The organism is Xylanimonas allomyrinae, from assembly GCF_004135345.1.
GTDB classification, from domain to species: domain Bacteria; phylum Actinomycetota; class Actinomycetes; order Actinomycetales; family Cellulomonadaceae; genus Xylanimonas; species Xylanimonas allomyrinae.
In genome coordinates this window covers 299,926-317,771 of the sequence record NZ_CP035495.1, presented here as the reverse complement: position 1 = coordinate 317,771, position 17,846 = coordinate 299,926, and the positions used below count along the sequence as shown (strand labels likewise).

Below are 17,846 nucleotides of genomic sequence, written 5' to 3'. Positions count from 1 at the left end.
CCCCCGCGATGACGACCGGCTCCCGCGCGCCCGTCAGACGCGTGCCGCGATCGCGTCGGCGAACCGCGTGAGCGTCGGCACCGGTCCGCTGTAGGTCATCCACAAGCTGGGCTCGGTCAGCTCGAGCTCGATGACGAGCGGACCGTCCTCGCCCGTGACGAGGTCCACCCGCGCGTACAGCAGCGGGCCGTCGAGGCCGAGGTCGGCCGCGGCCGCGGCCAGCGCCCGCTGCGCGACCTCGAGCTGCTCGGGCGTCGCCGCGACGGCGGACATCGTCTCCTCGAGGTACAGCCCCAGGCCCTTGGTCGGCCGCGACGGACCCGTCAGCAGGGCGTTCTTGCGGGCGGCGTGCTGGAACACGCCGTCGACGAAGGTCAGGCACGTCTCGCCCGCGGAGTCCACCGACGTCACATAGGGCTGGATCATGACCCAGCGCTTGGAGTCGAGCAGGTCCATCGTGTGCTTGATCGCCATCGCGCGGGACTGCGCGCTGACCGGGATGTAGCGGCCGGTGTCCTTGGCGCCCGCCGAGACGACGGGCTTGACGACGAAGTCGCCGAACGCCGGCATGCGGGTGTGCACGGCGCGCTTCGAGAAGTGCCGGGCCGGGTCGAGCCAGACGGTCGGGATGACGGGCACCGACGCGGCCTCGAGCGCCCGCAGGTAGGACTTGTCGGTGTTCCAGCGCAGCACGTGCGCGGGGTTCTCCAGGCGGGGCACCGTCTCGGCCCAGGCCAGGAACTCGTCGTGCCGCGGTGCGTAGTCCCAGGTGGAGCGGACCACGACGAGGTCGTAGGAGTCCCACTCCACGTTCGGGTCGTCCCACACGACCGCTTCGGCCGTGACGCCCCGGTCGGCGAGCGCCGGGACGAGCGGCCGGTCGTCGGCGCTCAATGTGGGCAGGTCAGCACAGGTGGCAAGAGCGATGCGCTTCATGGAGGTCACGTGCCGAGCCTATCCGCCGCCGTCGGGACACGAGCCCCGACGGCGGCCACTCGGCCCGGCCCCGCGTGCGGGACCGGGCCGAGGCGGCACACCTGCCCGAGCGACGTCGTCAGTGACGCGAGACCGCGCGCTCGGCGCCCGCGCCCGTGAGCGACCGGACCTCCATCTCGGCGAACTTCTCGGGGTGCGGCTGCTCGCGCGAGGTGAGCGTGCCGACGATCCCGAGCACGAACCCGAGCGGGATCGACACGATGCCCGGGTTGGTGAGCGGGAACACCGCGAAGTCGGCGTTCGGGAACATCGCGGTCTCCGATCCCGAGACGACCGGGGAGAGCGCGATGAGCACGATGCACGAGATGAGGCCGCCGTAGATGCTCCACAGCGCGCCCGCCGTGTTGAACCGCTTCCAGAACAGCGAGAACACGATGGTCGGCAGGTTGGCCGACGCCGCGACGGCGAACGCGAGCGCCACGAGGAACGCCACGTTCTGGTTCTGCGCGTAGATCCCGCCCACGATGGCGACGGCACCGATGACGACGACGGTCCACCGCGCGACCTTGACCTCGCCGTCGGCGCCGACCGACCCGCGCTTGATGACGTTGGCGTAGATGTCGTGCGAGAAGCTCGCCGCCGCCGTGATGGTCAGCCCGGCGACGACGGCGAGGATGGTCGCGAACGCGACGGCCGCGATGATGCCCAGCAGCACCTCCCCGCCGAGCGCGAACGCGAGCAGCGGCGCCGCCGAGTTGACGCCGCCAGGAGCCGACGTGATCGTCTCGGGCCCCACGAGAGCGGCGGCGCCGTAGCCGAGCACGAGGGTGAACAGGTAGAAGATCCCGATGAGCCAGATGGCCCAGACCACCGAGCGACGGGCCTCCTTCGCCGTCGGGACGGTGTAGAAGCGCATGAGCACGTGCGGCAGGCCCGCCGTGCCCAGCACCAGGGCGAGAGCGAGCGAGAGGAAGCTGACCTTCGACAACGGCGTCGCACCGTACTGCTTGCCCGGTTCGAGCAGCGCGGCACCGCCCTCGCCCGCCGAGTCGACGGCCCCCTGGAGCAGCCCCGAGAGCGAGAACCCGAAGTGCGCGAGCACCCACACCGTCATGACCGCCGCGCCGATGATGAGCAGCACGGCCTTGATGATCTGGACCCAGGTGGTGCCCTTCATGCCGCCGACCAGCACGTAGACGATCATGAGCGCGCCCACGACGGCGATCACCAGGTTCTTGCCCGCCTGGCCGTCGATGCCCAGCAGCAGCGCGACCAGGCCGCCCGCACCGGCCATCTGGGCGAGCAGGTAGAAGAACACGACCAGGAGCGTGGCGAGCGCCGCGGCCATGCGCACCGGCCGCTGCCTGAGCCGGAACGACAGGACGTCCGCCATCGTGAACCGCCCGGTGTTGCGCAGCAGCTCGGCGACCAGCAGCAGCGCGACGAGCCAGGCGACGAGGAACCCGATCGAGTAGAGGAAGCCGTCGTAGCCGTTGACGGCGATCGCCCCGCAGATGCCCAGGAACGACGCCGCGGACAGGTAGTCGCCCGCGATAGCGGTGCCGTTCTGGCCGCCCGTGAAGTTGCGCCCGCCCGCGTAGAAGTCGGCGGCCGACCGGTTGGTGCGCGAGGCGCGCACCACGATGACGAGCGTCACGAGGACGAACGCGGCGAAGATCGAGATGTTGACGACAGGGTTGCCGACGTCGGTCGTGGTGAGCGCGTGGCGCAGCGGTGCGGTGATCACAGGTCGCCCCCCTCGATGTGCTCGCGCAGCGCGCCGGCCTGGGCGTCGAACGAGTTGTTGGCCCAGCGGGCGTAGAGCATCGTGATGACGAACGTCGACACGAACTGGCCGAGGCCGAACAGCAGCCCGACGGTGATGGCGCTGTCACCGATGCGCGCCGACATGAAGCCGTGCGCGTAGTTGGCGAGCAGCACGTACGCGAAGTACCAGACGAGGAACAGCGCCGTCATCGGGAAGACGAAGCGACGGAACCTGCGGCGCAGGTCCTGGAACTCCTCGGATCTTTCGACACGCTGGTAGGGGGTTTCACCAGCGGTTTCAGCGGTGTCAGCCATGGATGCCTCCGTTGGCATTGCGGTCGGCAGTCACCGGTGCGCTCGGGTTGCGCACCGCGGGCGCTCCCTGCCTCGGGAGCTCCCGGAGGCACACAATGCCGCCTGACCCAAGTGTGACGCAAGCAACACTTGGGTTAAGGTTCCAGGCGCACATACTCCAGGTCGGTAACGATCCGCCCAGCCGTCAGACCCTTGCGCTCGAACGCCGTCAGCACACGCCCAGCGAACCGCGGCGCGGCCTCCCCGCGCCGTGCGCGTTGCGGAAGCAGGGGCTCGCCTCGCCGACCTCCAGCATCTGCTCGGCGTACTCGGCCCAGTCCGTCGCGAGCCGCCACACGCCGCCCGGGCGCAGCACGCGCGCCGCGAGCGCCGCGAACTCCGCGGTGACGAGCCGTCGCTTGTGGTGCCGCGACTTGTGCCACGGGTCGGGGAAGAACACCCACAGCTCCTCGACGCTCGCCGCCGGCAGCGCCGTCGCCAGCATCTCGGCCGCGTTGACCTGCACCAGGCGGAGGTTCGGCAGCCCGGTGCGGTCACGGCGCTGCCCGGCCCGCACGATGGTCTGCGCGAGCCCCGGCCGGTACACCTCGACCGCCAGATGGTCCCGCTCGGGGTGCGCGTCCGCGGCATCGACGACGTTCTCACCGCGCCCCGAGCCGATCTCGACGACGAGCGGCGCGCGCCGCCCGAACACGGCCTCGGCGTCGAAGACCCAGGAAGGGTCGACCGACGTGCCCGCGACAGCGCGCGGCACCTCGACGAGGTACTCGTAGCGCCGCTCGTCCCACGCCCGGCTCTGCGCCGTCGTCAGGCGCCCGCTGCGGCGCACGAAGCTGACCGGATGCTTGCGGAAGGTGGGAACGTCGGGGACGGCGAGGGGCTCAGGCACCCGACAAGGGTACGGGCGCCGTCGTCCGCCGCGATCGAGGTGACCACCCGCGGACGGCGCATCTCAACGGCTGCTGACCTTGCCGAAGAGCGACGCGACGGGCGCGACGACGAGCGGCCTGAGCGCGACCGCGACCGCGACGGCGACCGCGAGCCCGCCGGCGAACCACGCGAAGCCGGCCCAGCTCACCGTGTCCGAGGCCGCGAACATGTGGTTCAGGTTGCGCCGGGCGCCCGTCGTGAACACGAGGAACACGTGCACGATCACGAACAGCACGAAGAACTGCATCGTCGGGAAGTGGACCGCCCGGGCCAGCGGCGCGGGATAGATCCGGTTCAGCCGCGTGGCGTTCTTCGGCCACCACTCGCTCATCCGCACCCCGGTGAGCGCGGCGAGCGGCGCGGCGACGAACACCACGAGGAAGTACATGAGCTGCTGGAGGCTGTTGAAGGTCACCCAGCCGTCCTCGGCCGGCCACTCGAGCGTCAGGTACTGCAGTGCCGCCGAGAGCGCATTCGGCACGACGTCCCACGACGTCGGCACGAGCCGCGCCCACTGCCCCGTCACGAACAGCAGCACCACGAACACCACACCGTTGAGCAGCCACAGCAGGTCGACGCTCGTGTGCAGCCACAGGTTGATGCTGATCTTCTTCCCGCCCTTGCGGGGCGCCCAGTACGCGGGGGGCCGCTCCTGGAGCCGCACCTGAAGGCCCGTGCGAACGATCAGCACCATGAAGAAGAAGTTCAGGTAGTGCGACCAGTTCGCCCAGCGCGGGATCCCGACGGGAACGAAGTCCGGCGGCGCGACCGTCCCCGGGTACCGCGCAAGGAAAGCAGGCACGCCGGGCAGCGTCGTCACCCCGCGAGCGGCCAGCACGATGATGCCCGCCGCCGCCACGGCGCCGACCGCGCCGACGCCGGCGAGCCGTAGCTGCCGGCCGAGGGTCCACGGCCGCTCGGAACGGCCACCGGGCTGACCGGCGGGCTGACCGGCGGGCTGACCGGCGGGCTGACCAGCGGGCTGACCGGCGGGCTGACCGGCGGGCCGAGCCGTCGGCTCGGAGTCCGGGGCCGCTGCTGGGGCCGCAGCCGGCGTCGAGGTGAGCGTCGCGGCGGGCGCGGGGACCGGCGCTGGATCCGGGGCGACGGACGAGACGGCCGCGGGCGCCTGCGTGGGCGCCGCCCCGGTGGGCATCGCCCGCGTCACGGTGGCTGTCGAGGCGGCGGGCCAGGGCTCGCCTCCGGGAACGCGAGGCAGACCCCGGCGCAGCGCGACCGTCTCGGTCACCGTGCCGGCGTCCGCCGCCGAGACCCGGTGCGCGGGCGCCGTCGCGGGTGGTGCGCCGCCCGGTGCGGGCGTCGGATCGCTCTCCGCGGCCACGGGCACCGCCGTCGCGGGCTCGCTCACCGCCGTCGCGGCCACGGGCACCGCCGTCGCGGCCACGGGCACCGCCGTCGCGGGCTCGCTCGCCGTCGTCGAGCGACTCGCCACCGCGGCGGCCGCCGGGCCTGCGGGCTCGCCGCCGGCCGGCCATCGCGCGCCGCCCGGGCGGCGCGGCAGACCGCTTCTGATCCCCTGACGGTAGGTCGCCACCGGCTTATGCCTTCGCCTTCTCGATCTCGGCTATGAGCTGCGGCACGACGGTGAACAGGTCACCGACGACGCCGAAGTCCGCGACCCCGAAGATCGGCGCATCCGCGTCCTTGTTGATCGCGACGATCGTCTTCGCGGTCTGCATCCCGGCCAGGTGCTGGATCGCACCCGAGATGCCGAGAGCGATGTACAGCTGCGGTGAGACCTGCACACCCGTCTGCCCCACCTGGTGCGACGCGGGCACGAACCCGGCGTCCACCGCGGCTCGCGACGCACCGACGGCGGCGCCGAGCGCGTCTGCAAGCTGCTCGACGAGCACGAACTTCTCCGCCGTCCCGAGGCCGCGGCCGCCCGAAACGATCCGCTTCGCCGAGCGCAGCTCGGGGCGTGACCCGCTCCGCTCGGGTGCGCTGACCGCCCCGATGCGTGCGCCGGGCTTGCCGCTCGCCTCGCTCTCGAGCACGGTGACGTTCGCCGGCTGGGCGTCGGCGCGCGCGTCGACGGCGCCCTGACGCAGGGTGATGACGGGCGCCCCGTGGGTGACGGCCGAGGTCACGGTGTAGGCGCCACCGAAGGCCGAGCTGCGCGCGATCACTCCCTGCTCGTCACGGCTGACGGCGACGGCGTCGACGATCAGGCCGGCGCGCAGGCGGACGGCGCAGCGCGCCGCGGCCTCGCGGCCCTCGACCGAGTGTGACACCAGGATCGCGTCGGGCTGGACGAGCGCCGACGCCGTGACCAGCGCGTCGGCGGCGCTGACGGCGATCTCCGTCGCGGCACCGGCGCGCAGCACCGCGACCGCCCCCAGGTCGGACGCGGCCGCGGCGGCGTCGTCGTCGCCCAGCACGAGCGCGACCGGAGCGCCCACCGTCGCGGCGGCACCCAGCAGTGCCGCGGAGGACTTCGCCAAGGTGCCCTCGGCGGTGGTGTCGAGCAGCACCAGGATCGAGTCGGCAGCAAACCCCATCGTCATCTCCCCAGCCTCAGATCAGGTGGTTCTCGGCCAGGTACGCGGCCAGCCGGACCCCGGCGTCGCCGTCGTCGGTGATCGTGACCCCTGCCGCGCGGGCCGGGCGGGCCTCGACCGCGAGCATGATCGCGCGCGACGTGGCCAGGTCCTCGGCGTCGATGCCGAGATCCGCGAGAGAGAGCACGTCGAGCGGCTTCTTCTTGGCCGCCATGATGCCCTTGAAGTTCGGGAACCGTGCGTCCGGCAGGGCCTCGGTCACCGAGACGACGGCCGGGAGCGGGGCGCTGACCTGCACGGTCGCGTCGTCCGACGTGCGCGTCCCACTGACCTCGGCCTCACCGATCGTCACCGCGGACAGGTTGGTGGCGTTCGGCACCCCCAGGTGCTCGGCGAGCATCGCGGGCAGCACCCCGCCCATGCCGTCCGTGGACTGGTTGCCGCAGATCACCAGGTCGAAGCCGATCCGCCCGAGAGCGGCGGCGAGGACCTCGGCCGTGAGACCGAGGTCCGCGCCCACCAGGCCGTCGTCGACCACATGGGTCGCCGCGGCCGCACCCATCGCGAGGCAGCGGCGCACGGCCGCCGTGGCCCCCGGGGGGCCGACCATCAGCACGCACACCTCGGTGCCCTCGTGCGCGTCGGCGTAGGCCAGCGCGACCTCGAGCGCACGCTCGCCGATCTCGTCCACGACGTTCTCGGCGCCACGCTCCGTCAGGCCCGTCTCCAGGCTGAGCGTGCGTTCCCCGTTGGTGTCGGGCACCTCTTTGACCAGCACGACGATCTTCATTGACGAATGCTGCCTTCCGCTCTCGCGAACCTCGGTGCCAGTAGACGACGTCGGCTACTTGCGGCCCGTCACGCTGCGGGCGACGATCTCACGCATGACCTCGTTGGTGCCACCGTAGATGCGGTGGACGCGGGCATCGAGGAAGGCACGCGCGATCGGGTACTCGACGATGTACCCGTATCCCCCGTGCAGCTGGACACCCTGGTCGAGGATCTCCCACTCCCGCTCCGAGCACCAGAACTTGACCTTCGCGGCCTCGTCGGCGCTGAGCTCGCCCTGCCGGTAGAGCCGCATCGCGCGGTCGACGAAGGCCCACATCACGTCGACCGAGGTCGCCATCTCCGCGATGCGGAACCGCGTGTTCTGGAAGTCGACGATGGGCTGGCCGAACGCCTCGCGCGACGTCGTGTACTGGAGCGTCCATTCGAGTGCCGCCTGCCCCACGGCCGCGCTGACGGCGCCGATCGACAGGCGTTCGAGCGGCAGGTTCATCATGAGCTGGACGAACCCGCGGCCCGGGACGCCGCCGATGAGGTTCTCGTCGGGCACGAAGACGTCGGTGAAGCTCAGCTCGGCGGTGTCGTGGCCGGGGAAGCCCATCTTGTGCAGCGTCTTGCTGTGCTCGAAGCCCGCCATGCCGTCCTCGACGAGCACCAGGCTGAACGCGTCGGGTCGGTTGCCCTCGCCCGTCTTGACGAACGTGACGACGACGTCGGCGGTCTTGCCGCTGGAGATGAACGTCTTGGCGCCGTTGACGACGTAGCCGCCGTCGACCTTCTTCGCGGTGGTCTTGACGCCGCGAAGGTCGCTGCCGGCGCCCGGCTCCGTCATCGCGAGAGCGCCGAGCACCTCGGCCGTCGCCATCCTCGGGAGCCACTTCTGCTTCTGCTCGTCGGTGCCGAAGTGGGCGAGGTAGGGCACGGCGAGGTCGTCGTGGATGCCGAAGGCCCCGGCGATCGCCGAGCCGACCCCGCTGCGGATCAGTTCCTCGTTGACGACCGACCGGAACCGGTAGTCCATGAGCATCCCGGCACCGCCGAACTCCTCGGGCACCGAGAGCCCCAGGATGCCGTGCTCGGCCGCGGACCTCATCGTGTCGCGGTCGACCTCGCCGTCCTGGTCCCACTGCTTCGCCTTCTCAGGGGTGACATAGCGCTTGACGAACTCCTTCACGACCTCGCGGAATGCCTCGTGGTCCTCGTCGTAGATGTCGCGCTGCATAGCACTGCCTTTCTCTGCGCCGGGCACGCACGCCGCCCTGGGAGGCAACGCGGTCGCACATGCTCGAAGGCTCCGGATGCGTTGTGTTCCTGCATCAGGGGGTGGAGCACGCCCGCGAAGCTCGAGGGTCTCGCGGCCGCACGACGTCGTGCACCCCGCCCACCGACGCGACGTCACGCCCTGATACCCGCGAGTATGCCTGCGACGCAGTATCACCACAAGAGGCAACCTTCGGCTGCCGCCGCCTTCGTGACCTACCTGAAACTCCGGCCCACCCAGGGACCTTCGACGCCCCGGCCGGGGACCTCGTCGTGATACTCGGTCGCATCCCGGCCGGGGCTCGCGGCTCCGTCAGGAAAGCCGGTGGACGTATCCGTCCGCCGGGTCGAAGCCCTCGATGCCGAGGTAGTCGTGCGCCCAGCGTGCGACGTAGTCCAGCGGGTCGACGTCCTGGTACAGCTCCGGGTAGGCCCACTTGGCGAAGAAGAGCGGAGTGATCTGGTTCCCGGCGAGGTCGAACGCCCAGGCGTTGTACAGGTACGTGTTCCCGCTCGTGATCGCGCCGAGCGCCGACCACCCGGGCCGTCCCGTCAGCTCGCCGGCCTTCGCCGCGTACTCCGACGCGCTCGACCCTCCGTAGATGTTCGTCGTCTCGACGGCGATCACGTCCGGGTTGCCGGCGATCACCGCCTCGGGATCGACGTCGATCTGGTTCCCCGCGACGTCGGCGAACAGGTTGCGCACCCCGGCGGCCCGGATGGCGAAGTTCTTGCCTCCCTCGCTCCCGGTGCTCTTGCCGGCCGAGTCCTCGTAGAACAACGTCGCCTGCGCGCCCGGATCCTGCGGACTGCGTTCGAGCAGCCCCGCGATGTCGTCGGAGAACGCATGGACCTTGGCGGCCTCCTGCGGCCGCCCGAGCACGGCCGCGGCCAGGTCGATGGACTCGTCCCACTGGTCGAAGACCCAGGTGCTCAGCACGACGACAGGAATGTCGAACGCCTCAAGCGTGCTCGCAAGCTCCTGCCAGCCATGGTTGCGGTAGATGAGGACGACGTCGGCGTCCTTCGCCACGATGGCCTCGGCGTTGAGCTCGGTGCCGTTGGCGCCGACCGAGAGGCTCTCGGGCAGCTTCGACGCGGCGAGGCGTTCGATGGTCTGCTCGTCGGTGCCGACGATCTGGTCGCGGGCGCCGAGCGCCAGCGCGAGGTCGACGTTGAAGCTCCCGACGACGACGGCGCGCTTGGCGGGCGCGTCGAGGTGCACCGCGCGGCCCTGGTCGTCGACGACGTCGACCGCCTGGGACTCGGCAGGGGACGCGGCAGGGGCCACCGGCCCGGCGTCGGCGGAGGTGGGGGCGCAGCCTGCGGCGGCGCCCGCGAGGACTGCGACGGTCAGGAGCGCGGCGGCACCGCGCGAGATGGGGCGAATCATGGGTGGGACTCCGGCGGTGAAGGTCACGAGCGGACGAGGGGAAGGGTCTCGCCGGCGGTCACGGCGAACGGCAGGTGGTTCGCCTCCGGCGGCAGCGGGCACGAGTGGCTCGGGGCGAACGCGAACGGTGGCAGGTACGCGCGGTTGAAGTCGAGCGTGACGACGTCGTCCTCGGGGTCGGGCAGCAGCAGGAACCGGAACCGGAACGTCGCGGCACCGCTGGTCGCGTCCGCGAACGAGACCATGAGGCCCGGCCTGCCCGGGACGGGGCTGCGGAACGCCAGCAGCTCGTGCTGGGCGCCGTCGTACGTGAAGACGATCCGGCCGACGAGCTCGCGGTCGTAGGTGTCGCCGTCGGACTGGTCGGTGACCAGGCGCGTGCCCGGGGCGCTGCGCACCAGGCGCCCCGCGACCACCCACGACGGGTCGGCGGCGAACGTGCCGATGCCCTCGAGCGCGGACCGCGACGGGCTCTCGTCGTCGAAGACGCGCAAGGCCTGGTCCTCCAGCCGGCGGAACCATGCGAGGACCAGGCGGCCGTGACGGACCTCCTGCCCCGCGCGCAGGACGATCGTGCCGTCGGACACCGACGGTCCCTCCCCCACGGCCTGGAGCGCGTCGTCGGCAAGCCCCACCGCGTGGACCTCGGCGCCATGTGCGAACCAGCGCCCAGGGAGGTCGGGCAGCTCGCGCGGGGTCGCGGTGAGCCAGTAGGTGCCGACGACGGCGGCGCTGCCGTAGGGGCCCGAGACGGCGTGCAGCCGGCTCTCGCGCCACCTCTGGAGGCCCTGCTGCCAGGTGGTGTCGGTCGACGTGGAAAGGGTCATGCTGGTGGTACCTCCGGTCAGGGTGGGCGCGCCGAGGAGACGGCGCGTTCGTCGCTGGGACGGGTCGATGCGCGGTGGGCGTCAGACGGCGGTCGGCTCCAGCACGCCGCCGGCATCCCGGCGCGCGGCCGACATGGAGCGCGGCCGCACCTCGACCAGGCCTGGCGCAGGGTGCACGACGTCGATCTCCAGGCCGTAGACCTGGCTGAGCGTCTCGGCGTCGAACGTCTCGGAGGGGCGCCCGGCACGCAGCACGCGCCCCTGGTGCAGCAGTGCGCTGTGGCCGCAGAACCAGGCCGCATGGTTGAGGTCGTGGATGACGACGAGCACCGCGACCGAGCGGTCGGACGCCACCGCGCGGACGACCTCGAGCGTCTCGACCTGATAGCGAAGGTCGAGGGCCGACGTCGGCTCGTCCAGAACCAGCACCTGAGGCTCCTGAGCGAGCGCGCGTGCGACGAGCACGCGCTGCGCCTGCCCGCCCGAGAGCTCAGCCATCGGGCGCGACGCCAGGTCCCCGAGGCGCAGGCGGGCGAGCTCGCGATCGACGACGCGGTGGTCCCGAGCGCGAGGGCGCATCCCGATATGCGGGGTGCGCCCCAGCATCACCATGTCGCGGACCGTGAGGTCGAACGGCGCCGCGGAAGCCTGCGGGACGTACGCGACGACGGACGCGTGCTCGCGGCGCGACAGCGCGTACACGTCGCGGCCTGCGACGCTCACGCTGCCGGAAGCGGGCGGCGTGATGCGGGCGACCACCTTGGCGAGAGTCGACTTCCCGGAGCCGTTGGGCCCCAGCACGGCGGTCAGCTCGCCGTCAGGCACGTCGAGGTCGACACCGCGCAGCACCTGACGCGTGCCGTAGCTGACGTGCAGGTCACGAATGCGCAGGGTCATGCAGCTGCCCTCCGACGCCGCAGAACGAGCTGGATGAACACGGGCGCGCCGACGACCGCCACGACGATCCCGACGGGCACGACCGCGGGCGCGATGATCGTGCGTCCGATGGTGTCGGAGACCAGGAGCAGCAGCCCGCCCGCGATCATCGACGCCGGGATGAGCACGCGGTGGTCCGCGCCGAGCGCGAGGCGGGCGATGTGCGGGGCGACAAGCCCGACGAACCCGATGATCCCGCAGGTGGAGACCACGACGGCGGCGAGCAGCACGGACACGGTGATCAGCCCCACCCGCAACGCCGGGACGTGGACGCCCAGGCTCGTCGCGGCGTCGTCACCCGCGAAGGCGACGGCGTTCAGCCGCACCGCGAACCACAGCGCGACGGGCGCGGCCACGGCCAGCACCAGGGCCACCAGGCCGACGTCGGTCCACCGCGCCTCGTTCACCGAACCGAACGTCCACCGCACGATCCGCTGGAGGGTGTTCTCGTCCGCGGTGAACTGCAACGCCGAGGTCAGCGCCTCGAACAGCTGGGTCAGCGCGATCCCGAGCAGCAGGAGCGTCGCCGCGCCGAGCCCGCGCGCCGCGCTGACGCCCAGCAGGGCACCGGACACGCCGAGGGCCACCGAGAACGCCGCGAGGGCGACGACGCCGCCCGACGCCGACGGGCCCAGGACCAGGATCGCCGCAGCGGCTCCGAAGGCGGCGGCCGGTGAGACCCCGAGCGTGAACGGGCTGACGAGCGGGTTGTGCAGAAGCGCCTGCATCAGCACGCCGGCGAGCGCGAGCGACGCGCCCGCCGTGAGAGCGAGCACGGCGCGCGGCAGGCGCAGCCCGGTGAGCACCGCGTAGGCCGACGCGAGGTCGCCCGTGGGCTCGTGGCCGAGCGCCACGGCCTGGACCGCACGCCACATCGTGGCCGGGCCCACGCCGGCGGCGCCGACGCTCACCGACACGGCGAGCGCGACAAGCGTCAGCGCGACGCCGATCAGGAGCACGACGGCGGCGGGCACGCGTCGGCGAGACGTCCCGTGCGCCCGGTCGCGGGCGGGACCGACGGAGGGGTCGGAGGCGGGGTCGGGGGCGGGGTCGGGGGCGAGGTCGTCAGGGCGGGTGCCGGGCCGGTACGCCGGCCGGGCGCGATCCAGGGTGGAAGCCATGAAGGTCTCCTCGGTCAGAGGCATGCGGGCAGCACGGCGCCGCTCGGTGACGAGCAGGGGTGCGGGAGCGTGAGGTGGGAAAGGGTGGGCGCAGGTCGCAGATCAGCGACGGCGCGAGCACACGCTCACGGGCACGCGACAGCACATGGGCGCGCCGGACATACCGGGGCGTGCCATGGTGACCACTCGCATGCGGGACATGAAGCGCATCGTGGCGCGACGACGGCGAAAAGCCAATCGGTCGGCCTCACGTCTCAGATCGTGGATCGAGACGCCTGTGCGAGCACGCCGGAACGCGCCCCCACGCAGCACGCCGACGCGCGCGACCCACTCCGGGGCCGGCGCACGGACGCCGACCACCGCCTCCCAGCCATGGCGCCACCGCGCCCGATCGCGGCCGCGGCCGGCGAGTTCTCGCCGATCCTCGAGGCCGGTGCCGCGCCCGTCGCCGCGGCACCCTGGGCATCCGGCCAGGTGCGGGCGCACCGGGTGGGCCGGGACACGGCAGCCCCTCGCCGACCGCGCCAGAACCGATCGCCGCAGCAGCGACGATGCCCGAGAGCGCCGTCAGCGGAGGATCTCGCCGTAGACGGCCTCCAGCCCGACGTGAACACCCGGCATCGACGACACCTTGCGGAGGGAGGCGACGACTCCTGGCATGTACGCCGCTCGATCGAGCGTGTCGAACCGGATGGACAGCACCTCGCCGTCCCGGCCCAGGAGAACCTCTTGGTGGTTGACCATGCCTCGAATGCGCACCGAGTGCACCGCCACCGAGCCGAACCGCGCCCCCCGCGCAGCCTCCTCGAACGTGTCTGCCTCCAGCCTCGCGCCCGGTGCGCCGCCGTCCTGCGCGGCGAGAGCCTCCGCAAGCTCGATCGCCGTGCCCGACGGGGCGTCCGCCTTCTGCGGAGGGGCGCCCTCGACGATCTCGACCTCCTCGAAGTGGGGCGCGGCCATCGACGCGAACCGCCGCGCCAGCAGCGCGCCGAGAGAGAAGTTCGGGACGATCAGGACGCCGACCGACGACGCTGTCTCGGCCCAGCGCGCCCGGATCGTCGCGATGTCGCCCGCGCCCAGACCCGATGTCGCGACGACGACGTGCTTCGCATGCTCGATGGCCCACGTCGCGTGCTCGACCCCGCGCTCGCCCACGCTGAGATCGATGACGGTGTCAGCCCCCTCGGCGAGGGCCAGATCATCACCACGGCCGATCCGCGCGACAAGGTCCAGCCCCTGCGTCTCACTGACCGTGGCACAGGCGAGCGAACCCATCCGCCCATAGGCACCGATCACGGCGACGCGGATCGAGGACGCCCCGCCCTCAGCGCCGACGCCGACCTCAGTCACGAGTCGAGCCCTCCGTCGTGGGCACGAGACAGAGGTCGGAGACGCCGACCTCACCCAGCGGGGACGTGCCGCTCCGGGCGGCCGGTCGGTCGACACCGTCCGGGGGCGTCGCACGCCCGTCCTGCGCACGCGCCAGGCCAGCGCCGTCCTGCACCGGCATCGACGAGTAGTGGAACCGGCGCAGGAACGTCGCGAGCTCGGGCGTCCGCGGCGTGCGCAGCGTCTGCTGCGCCGCGCCCTCCTCCCAGACCCGCCCCTCCTTCAGGAAGACCAGCCGGTCTGCCGCTCCGTAGGCGAAGCCCATCTCGTGCGTGACGATGGCCATCGTCACGCCCTCGCGGGCAAGCTCGGACACGACATCGAGAACCTCACCGACGAGCTCAGGGTCGAGGGCGGAGGTCGGCTCGTCGAGCAACAGGCACTGCGGCGACATCGCGAGAGATCGCGCAATCGCGACGCGCTGCTGCTCGCCTCCCGACATCTCCGGCACCGAGGCGTTGACCCGGTGACCCACGCCCACTCGCTCAAGCACCTCGACCGCGCGTTTGCGGGCCGCGTCCTCCGTCATCCCCTTGACGATCACCGGGCCCTCCATCACGTTCTCAAGGGCCGTCCGGTTGTTGATGAGGTTGAAGTTCTGGAAGACGAAGCCGAAGCTCGTGCGCCGGCGCGCGTCCGCCTTGCGCTCGTGCCTCCTCGACTCGCTGCCCTTCGCGATCACGGATCCCCGGAGCGAGACGGATCCGCCGTCGAACGGTTCCAGCAGGCCCATGCACCGCAGCAGGGTGCTCTTTCCCGAACCGCTCGATCCGACGATCGCGACCGTCTCCCCCTTTCGCACCTCGAGGTTGACGCTGTCCAAGATCTGCCGGTCACCGTAGTACTTGTCCAGGTCATCGACCCTGAGCACAACTTCCTGGGGAGTCATACGAGCTCACCCACCTTTCCGCCTCGCGCCGGTTCCTGTTTTCCGCGTCGAGCGGCCGAGGGCCGGCGAAGAACGGCCGCGGCCCGGCGCGTGGACAGAGTCCCTTTCGGCCTCCCGGCCGAACCGAAAGACTTGCTCTTGACCTCGAGCCGCTTGACCGCGAGCGAGCTCGGGATGACGACGGCCAGATAGAAGAGCGCCACCGTCGTGTAGACCTCGAGCGCCCGATATGTCGTCGAACTGAGCGCCTGGGCTCGATACGTGAGCTCGGACACCGTGATGACGGACGCAAGAGAGGTGTTCTTCAGCATGATGATGCTCTGGTTCATCAAAGGCGGAACCATACGCCGTGCCGCTTGCGGGAGGACGATCCTCCGCATCCGCTCACCGTGAGTCATTCCGAGCGATCGGCCCGCGTCGACCTGGCCCGAGTCGATAGAGAGAATGCCCCCGCGAACAATCTCCCCATAGTACGCGGCACCATAGAGGCTGAGTGCGAGAATGCAGGCAATCGGCGCAGACACGGCAACGCCGGTGAGAAGCGGCATCGCATAGAACATCCAGATCAGGAGCACCAGCAACGGTATTCCTCGAAGAACCTCCAGGAGCACCGACGCGGGCCAGCGAAGCCACCGACGGAAGGAAATCCTTCCGAGCGCGAGGACGGTGCCGATCGTCATACCGAGAGCGACCGTCACGACGGTGTAGAAGAGGGTGTAGACAAGCCCCTGCAAGAAGACGTCCAGATTGCGGCCGATGACGCCCCAGCTCCACGTGTAGCCCATTGCGGTTCCTTTCCGGGACGACCACGTGCCGTCGGCCGCCCGCCAGATTCACAGGGTGGCGTTCATGGGCAGGTCTGCCTCGGTGATCCCGTAGGTCTTCAGGTGCTCGAGAATCGCGGAGCGAATCTGGCCCGAGGAATTGAGGTTCCAGACCACGGCGTCGACCGCCTTGAGGAACGCCTGGTCCGTGCTGCGCGCGACCATCGCCGCGCTCGGCGCGGCCACCAGCGGTTCCGGCACGACGACGTGTGCATTCATGTCCGTGCGCGACTTGGACGCCATGAGCGCGTTGAGCAGCGTGTTCGCGGAGGCGTCCACGTGCCCGGCCTCGAGCGCGAGGAGGTTCTTGTCGCGGCTGTCGAAGTCCAGGGTCTTCGCCGCAGGGGCGAACTGCTTGAGCGGCTGGATCGTCGAGTCCCCCGTCTGGACCCCGACGGTGACGCCGTCGGTGTTGAGCTCCGTCCAGTTGGCGCGGTCGAACTGGTCGGACGTGACGATGATGCTGAAGTAGTTGGTGTAGAGCGGGTGGGTCGTGTAGTCGACGACCAGCGCCCGCTCGCCTGTCGGCTGGGCGCCCACGGCGATGTCGATCTTGTTGGCCTGGAGATCGAGCGCCATGTTCCCCCAGGTGGTCTCCACGGGAACCGGCTTCAGGTCAAGCTGCTTGGCAATGAGCTGGGCCGTGTCCGCCAGGTACCCTGTCCATTCACCGTCGTCGGCCCTGATGAACCCGGGCTCCTCACCGACAATGACGCCGTAACGCAACTCGCCGGATTTCTGGATTCGGGCCAGAGAACTGTTCGTCTCCCCCGACTCGGAACCTCCCCCTCGCCCACCGCCAATGAGACCGCAAGCGCCGAGCAATGAAGCGACCATGACTATCGAAGCGCCTGCGACCAGGCGCTTGACTCGCGTTGCCTTATCCATGTCGACTCGTCTCCCTTGACGTTCGTCCCGACAATTGAGCGGGCAGTCCACTCGCCCGCGAGCGAGTACCTCATATGCTAGGAGCGGACACCGATGCTGGTGCTACGCTCTTGTCATGAGCGATGCTCTTGGTGTATCACACGAGGCTGGCGCGCCGAGCGATCTCTCGTTGAGCGACATCCGTTTCTTCCTCGCGATTGCACGTTCCGGGAGCCTTCGGGCCGCTGCGAGCCAACTGTTCGTCTCCCAGCCGTCGTTGACGCGCGTCGTTGCCCGCCTTGAAGCGAGATTGGGCGTTCCGTTGCTGGTCCGGGGCCCGCGCGGAACGACCTTGACCGAACACGGCGAGGCGTTGATTACGAGTTCGCGTCGCGTCCTCGACGCCGTCAGCGCTCTTCAGCGTGATGTCGCCGCCCCAGGCGAGCAGCATCTGCACATCGGTGCAACTGCGACTTCTGCACGAACGCTTCTCTCCCCCTACCTCACACAATGGGTACCGCGGCACCGCGACGTCAGGTTGACCGCCGTGGAAGACGGTGACGTCGGGCTCGCCATCCGCCTCGACAACGGCGACTGCGATGTCGCGGTGATCTCGGCGTATCCCTCGCGTTCGTTCGAGAGCCTTCGCGTCATGAGCGTTCAGGTCCACGCCTACGCACCCCCGGGCCATCGGCTGTTCCACACCTCAGACGCCATCGCGGTCGGCGAGCTGGCCCGCGTGCCGCTGTTGCTCAACGGCGACGGCTTCCCGTCGACAGACCTCGTTGTCGGCGCGATGGAAGCATCGCTCCTCCAGCCCGAGATCGCGTACGAGTGCAGCGCCGGCCAGACGCTCGCCGCGATGGCGGAGGCCGGCCTCGGCGTGGCCGTCTTCGGGAACACGGCGATCATGAGGGGCTTCAACCTCCGTCGGCGCGCGGTCGTGGACGCAGCGGGCAAGCCACTGCGCTTCGACCTCCACGTCGCCTGGAAGCGCCAGCGCGCCACACCCCTGATCCGGGAGTTCGGCATCGGACTCGCGACGTTCCACAACGGGAACGCCGACGAGCCGGAGTGAGCG

16 protein-coding genes and 1 pseudogene are annotated in these 17,846 nt (G+C 70.8%); 1 reads left to right on the top strand and 16 read right to left on the bottom strand.

The window, feature by feature from the left end; genetic code table 11:
* Window positions 1-33: 33 nt before the first annotated feature.
* From ET495_RS01425 to ET495_RS01350, 16 genes and pseudogenes are all read right to left on the bottom strand, one after another.
* The gene (locus ET495_RS01425; RefSeq protein ID WP_129205828.1) at window positions 34-936 is read right to left on the bottom strand and encodes an ATP-grasp domain-containing protein; all 903 of its coding nucleotides are present in this window, start codon (window positions 934-936) and stop codon (window positions 34-36) included.
* A 118-nt stretch (window positions 937-1,054) separates the two neighbouring features.
* Window positions 1,055-2,683, bottom strand: a complete 1,629-nt coding sequence (locus tag ET495_RS01420; protein ID WP_129202026.1) for a solute symporter family protein — start codon at window positions 2,681-2,683, stop codon at window positions 1,055-1,057.
* A complete protein-coding gene (locus tag ET495_RS01415; protein ID WP_129202024.1) occupies window positions 2,680-3,018 on the bottom strand; it encodes a DUF485 domain-containing protein in 339 nt (112 codons plus the stop codon). The genes ET495_RS01420 and ET495_RS01415 overlap by 4 nt, the downstream gene beginning before the upstream one ends.
* 134 nt (window positions 3,019-3,152) lie before the next feature.
* Window positions 3,153-3,907 (bottom strand): annotated as a pseudogene (trmB, locus tag ET495_RS01410) (tRNA (guanosine(46)-N7)-methyltransferase TrmB).
* Window positions 3,908-3,970: 63 nt separating this feature from the next.
* Entirely contained in the window at window positions 3,971-5,503 is a 1,533-nt protein-coding gene (locus ET495_RS01405; RefSeq protein ID WP_129202022.1) for a cytochrome b/b6 domain-containing protein, read from the bottom strand.
* 4 nt (window positions 5,504-5,507) lie between these two features.
* Window positions 5,508-6,470 carry an electron transfer flavoprotein subunit alpha/FixB family protein gene (locus ET495_RS01400; protein WP_211340946.1) on the bottom strand — a complete coding sequence of 321 codons (963 nt, stop codon included), beginning with the start codon at window positions 6,468-6,470 and terminating at the stop codon, window positions 5,508-5,510.
* Window positions 6,471-6,486: 16 nt separating this feature from the next.
* Window positions 6,487-7,260 (bottom strand): electron transfer flavoprotein subunit beta/FixA family protein, encoded by a 774-nt coding sequence (locus ET495_RS01395; RefSeq protein WP_129202018.1) that lies wholly within the window; start codon window positions 7,258-7,260, stop codon window positions 6,487-6,489.
* 54 nt (window positions 7,261-7,314) lie between these two features.
* On the bottom strand, window positions 7,315-8,481 hold the full coding sequence (locus ET495_RS01390) for an acyl-CoA dehydrogenase family protein (protein ID WP_129202016.1): 1,167 nt from the start codon (window positions 8,479-8,481) through the stop codon (window positions 7,315-7,317).
* Between the two features lie 351 nt (window positions 8,482-8,832).
* Entirely contained in the window at window positions 8,833-9,912 is a 1,080-nt protein-coding gene (locus ET495_RS01385; protein ID WP_129202014.1) for an ABC transporter substrate-binding protein, read from the bottom strand.
* Window positions 9,913-9,935: 23 nt separating this feature from the next.
* Window positions 9,936-10,739, bottom strand: coding sequence for a DUF1684 domain-containing protein (locus tag ET495_RS01380; protein WP_129202012.1), 804 nt, complete (start codon window positions 10,737-10,739; stop codon window positions 9,936-9,938).
* A gap of 81 nt (window positions 10,740-10,820) precedes the next feature.
* Window positions 10,821-11,636 carry an ABC transporter ATP-binding protein gene (locus ET495_RS01375; protein ID WP_129202010.1) on the bottom strand — a complete coding sequence of 272 codons (816 nt, stop codon included), beginning with the start codon at window positions 11,634-11,636 and terminating at the stop codon, window positions 10,821-10,823.
* Entirely contained in the window at window positions 11,633-12,796 is a 1,164-nt protein-coding gene (locus ET495_RS01370; RefSeq protein WP_129202008.1) for a FecCD family ABC transporter permease, read from the bottom strand. Before ET495_RS01370 ends, ET495_RS01375 begins: the two co-directional genes overlap by 4 nt.
* 567 nt (window positions 12,797-13,363) lie before the next feature.
* Window positions 13,364-14,146 (bottom strand): 4-hydroxy-tetrahydrodipicolinate reductase, encoded by a 783-nt coding sequence (gene dapB / locus ET495_RS01365; protein ID WP_245993230.1) that lies wholly within the window; start codon window positions 14,144-14,146, stop codon window positions 13,364-13,366.
* Entirely contained in the window at window positions 14,139-15,074 is a 936-nt protein-coding gene (locus tag ET495_RS01360; RefSeq protein ID WP_211340888.1) for an amino acid ABC transporter ATP-binding protein, read from the bottom strand. The genes dapB and ET495_RS01360 overlap by 8 nt, the downstream gene beginning before the upstream one ends.
* Entirely contained in the window at window positions 15,071-15,859 is a 789-nt protein-coding gene (locus ET495_RS01355; RefSeq protein WP_129202006.1) for an amino acid ABC transporter permease, read from the bottom strand. Before ET495_RS01355 ends, ET495_RS01360 begins: the two co-directional genes overlap by 4 nt.
* A gap of 48 nt (window positions 15,860-15,907) precedes the next feature.
* Complete coding sequence (locus ET495_RS01350; protein ID WP_129202004.1) at window positions 15,908-16,786, bottom strand: transporter substrate-binding domain-containing protein; 879 nt, start codon at window positions 16,784-16,786, stop codon at window positions 15,908-15,910.
* 115 nt (window positions 16,787-16,901) lie between these two features.
* Between ET495_RS01350 and ET495_RS01345 the strand changes: the two genes are divergently transcribed.
* Complete coding sequence (locus ET495_RS01345; protein WP_129202002.1) at window positions 16,902-17,843, top strand: LysR family transcriptional regulator; 942 nt, start codon at window positions 16,902-16,904, stop codon at window positions 17,841-17,843.
* Window positions 17,844-17,846: the final 3 nt, after the last annotated feature.

What these genes read in the sequence shown, in the direction of transcription:
- ET495_RS01425 (WP_129205828.1), bottom strand. Translation starts at nt 936, where the DNA reads ATGAAGCGCATCGCTCTTGCCACCTGTGCTGACCTGCCCACATTGAGC.
- ET495_RS01415 (WP_129202024.1), bottom strand. Translation starts at nt 3,018, where the DNA reads ATGGCTGACACCGCTGAAACCGCTGGTGAAACCCCCTACCAGCGTGTC.
- ET495_RS01400 (WP_211340946.1), bottom strand. Translation starts at nt 6,470, where the DNA reads ATGGGGTTTGCTGCCGACTCGATCCTGGTGCTGCTCGACACCACCGCC.
- ET495_RS01395 (WP_129202018.1), bottom strand. Translation starts at nt 7,260, where the DNA reads ATGAAGATCGTCGTGCTGGTCAAAGAGGTGCCCGACACCAACGGGGAA.
- ET495_RS01390 (WP_129202016.1), bottom strand. Translation starts at nt 8,481, where the DNA reads ATGCAGCGCGACATCTACGACGAGGACCACGAGGCATTCCGCGAGGTC.
- ET495_RS01385 (WP_129202014.1), bottom strand. Translation starts at nt 9,912, where the DNA reads ATGATTCGCCCCATCTCGCGCGGTGCCGCCGCGCTCCTGACCGTCGCA.
- ET495_RS01380 (WP_129202012.1), bottom strand. Translation starts at nt 10,739, where the DNA reads ATGACCCTTTCCACGTCGACCGACACCACCTGGCAGCAGGGCCTCCAG.
- ET495_RS01375 (WP_129202010.1), bottom strand. Translation starts at nt 11,636, where the DNA reads ATGACCCTGCGCATTCGTGACCTGCACGTCAGCTACGGCACGCGTCAG.
- ET495_RS01370 (WP_129202008.1), bottom strand. Translation starts at nt 12,796, where the DNA reads ATGGCTTCCACCCTGGATCGCGCCCGGCCGGCGTACCGGCCCGGCACC.
- ET495_RS01360 (WP_211340888.1), bottom strand. Translation starts at nt 15,074, where the DNA reads ATGACTCCCCAGGAAGTTGTGCTCAGGGTCGATGACCTGGACAAGTAC.
- ET495_RS01355 (WP_129202006.1), bottom strand. Translation starts at nt 15,859, where the DNA reads ATGGGCTACACGTGGAGCTGGGGCGTCATCGGCCGCAATCTGGACGTC.
- ET495_RS01350 (WP_129202004.1), bottom strand. Translation starts at nt 16,786, where the DNA reads ATGGATAAGGCAACGCGAGTCAAGCGCCTGGTCGCAGGCGCTTCGATA.
- ET495_RS01345 (WP_129202002.1), top strand. Translation starts at nt 16,902, where the DNA reads ATGAGCGATGCTCTTGGTGTATCACACGAGGCTGGCGCGCCGAGCGAT.